General features: G+C 74.2%; 3 protein-coding genes. 1 reads left to right on the forward strand and 2 read right to left on the reverse strand.

All coding sequences use genetic code 11. The features are described from left to right. Window positions 1–122 precede the first annotated feature (122 nt). Window positions 123–512 carry a DUF6332 family protein gene (locus ACFVHO_RS40565; protein ID WP_385725560.1) on the forward strand — a complete coding sequence of 130 codons (390 nt, stop codon included), beginning with the start codon at window positions 123–125 and terminating at the stop codon, window positions 510–512. Here ACFVHO_RS40565 and ACFVHO_RS40570 read toward each other — a convergent pair. Beyond that, on the reverse strand, window positions 504–1,169 hold the full coding sequence (locus ACFVHO_RS40570; RefSeq protein ID WP_385725561.1) for a response regulator: 666 nt from the start codon (window positions 1,167–1,169) through the stop codon (window positions 504–506). The genes ACFVHO_RS40565 and ACFVHO_RS40570 overlap by 9 nt on opposite strands. Then, on the reverse strand, window positions 1,166–2,465 hold a 1,300-nt coding region (locus ACFVHO_RS40575), incomplete at its 5' end, for a sensor histidine kinase (RefSeq protein WP_385725562.1). The genes ACFVHO_RS40570 and ACFVHO_RS40575, both read right to left, overlap by 4 nt.

The raw sequence follows: 2,465 nt of genomic DNA on the forward strand, positions 1-2,465 counted from the left end.
GGCGTGGATCCCACGCCGGGCCGTTCCGCGTCTCCCCCGGACGCCGGGCGGATTCCTTGCCTACCGGGCATACGGCTGTGAGACTTCCCGTACAGGACGATCTGCGGGGGAACGGCGGAAACATGGACGAGGCAGTGGGCCAGGGGCGGCGGAGCCAGGCCGAGCGGGACGCCATCACGGTCGAGATCGGGTACGCGCTCGTGAGCGCGACGGCCGTGGCGCTCGCCATCATCGGCGTGGTGGTGGCCGGTCCCGCGATCGCGTTCAGCCTGTCGGAGTCCACCGAGCGCACCCTCCTCGGCGTGGGCGGCTCGCTCGCGGCGACCGCGTTCGTGGCGCGTCTCGTCACGGTGCTGTGGCGCTTCACCACGCGCGAGCGGGAGCGGCGGGCGGCACTCGGCCGTGACGCCGGTGTCATCGATGGTGGCCTCACCGATGGTGGTACGGCCGGCGGTGGTGTCGCCGGTGACCGCGGTGACGGGAGCGGGCGGGCCGGTGGCCGGTCAGCCTAGCCAGCCCGGGCGGACGAGGCCCGACTCGTAGGCGAGGACGACCAGTTGGGCACGGTCGCGGGCGCCCAGCTTCACCATCGTGCGGCTCACATGCGTCTTCGCGGTGAGCGGGCTGACGACGAGACGGCGGGCGATCTCCTCGTTCGAGAGGCCGATGCCGACGAGGGCCATGACCTCCCGTTCCCTCTCGGTGAGTTCGCTCAGCGTCTCGGCGGCCGCGGGCTCCTTGGAGCGCGCGGCGAACTCCCCGATGAGGCGGCGCGTCACGCCGGGCGAGAGCAGCGCGTCCCCGGCGACCACCGCGCGTACCGCACGCAGCAGTTCATCGGGCTCGGTGTCCTTGACCAGGAAGCCCGACGCGCCCGAGCGGATCGCCTCGAAGACGTACTCGTCGAGCTCGAACGTGGTGAGCATGACCACCTTCACGCCGTCCAGGTCCGTCTCGCCCGTGATGCGCCGGGTCGCTTCGAGGCCGTCGAGCACCGGCATGCGGATGTCCATCAGGACGACGTCCGGCCGCAGTTGCCGTACGAGGCGCACCGCCTCCTCGCCGTCCGCCGCCTCACCGGCGACCTCGATGTCCGCCTGCGCGTCGAGCAGTGCCTTGAACCCGGCGCGGACCAACGACTGGTCGTCGGCGAGCAGTACGCGGATCACTGGTTCTCCTCGGGTGCGGTGCGGGTGGGCAGGACCGCCGTGACGCGGAAGCCGCCGTCGGGGCGGGGGCCCGCCTCGATCGTGCCACCGAGGGCGGCGGCGCGCTCCCGCATCCCGGCGAGTCCGTTGCCGCTGCCGCCCGCCTCCGCCCCGGTGGCGGGCCCTTCGTCGTCGACGCGCAGGGTGACGGCGTCGGGTGCGCGGTGGACCAGGACAGTCGCTGTCCTGGATTCCGAGTGCCGTACGACGTTGGTCAGGGCCTCCTGGACGATGCGGAAGGCGGCCAGGTCCGCGCCGGGCGGCAGGGCGGCGCGGCGGCCCTCGGTCGTGACGGTGACGGTGAGTCCGGTGCTCCGGGCCTGCTCGACGAGTTCGGGCAGGCGGTCGAGCCCGGGGGCGGGGGCGCGCGGGGCGGCGCCGGGGGCGCGGAGGGTGTCGAGGACCTGGCGGACCTCGCCGAGTGCTTCCTTGCTCGCGGCCTTGATGGTGGTCAGGGCCGTGCGGGCCTGCTCGGGGTCGGAGTCGAGGAGGGCGAGGCCGACGCCCGCCTGGACGTTGATGACGGAGATGCTGTGGGCGAGTACGTCGTGCAGCTCCCGCGCCATGCGCAGCCGCTCCTCGTCCGCGCGCCGCTGGGCCGCGAGCTCCCGCTCCGCGCGCTCCTTGGCCCACTGTTCGCGGCGGGTGCGGGCCAGCTCGGAGACGGCGGCGATCGCCACGACCCAGACGGCGATGACGACTTCCCCGCCCCAGGAGCTGGGGCCGTCGTCGCTCGGCGGGAGGTACTGGTAGAGCCAGTGCGCGATCAGCAGGTGTCCGGCCCACAGCATGCCGACGGCGCCCCACGCCGCGTACCGGTGCCCGGCGACGACCGCCGCGAAGCAGCCGACGGCGACGGTGATGAGGACCGGACCGTACGGATATCCGGCGCCGAGGTACACCATCGCCGTCCCGGCGGTGAAGTACGCCACCGGGACGGGGTGACGGTGGCGCATCAGGAGGGCGGCCGTGCCCGCGAGGAGCAGGGCCCGCGCGAAGCCGTCGAGTGGCTCACGGTCGGACTGGCCGCGCTCGGCGAAGGTGGTGCCGACCTGGACGAAGAGGGTGAGCAGCGCGGTGGTCAGCCACGGCAGGCGGCGCGCGGCGGCGTCGCCGATCCGCCACCAGGGCGGGCCCTGGTGCCACCACGGCGGTCCCTGCCGCCAGGCCGGCGGTCCCTCCTGTCGGGTGCCCCGCCCCTGTCGCCGGGCAGGTGATCCCGGGCGTGACGGCGGTGGCCCGGCCGCTGCCCCGGGC

This window comes from Streptomyces sp. NPDC127108, from assembly GCF_042677545.1.
GTDB lineage: Bacteria > Actinomycetota > Actinomycetes > Streptomycetales > Streptomycetaceae > Streptomyces.

Coding starts and splice junctions, on each gene's coding strand:
- ACFVHO_RS40565 (WP_385725560.1), top strand. CDS start 123: ATGGACGAGGCAGTGGGCCAGGGGCGGCGGAGCCAGGCCGAGCGGGAC.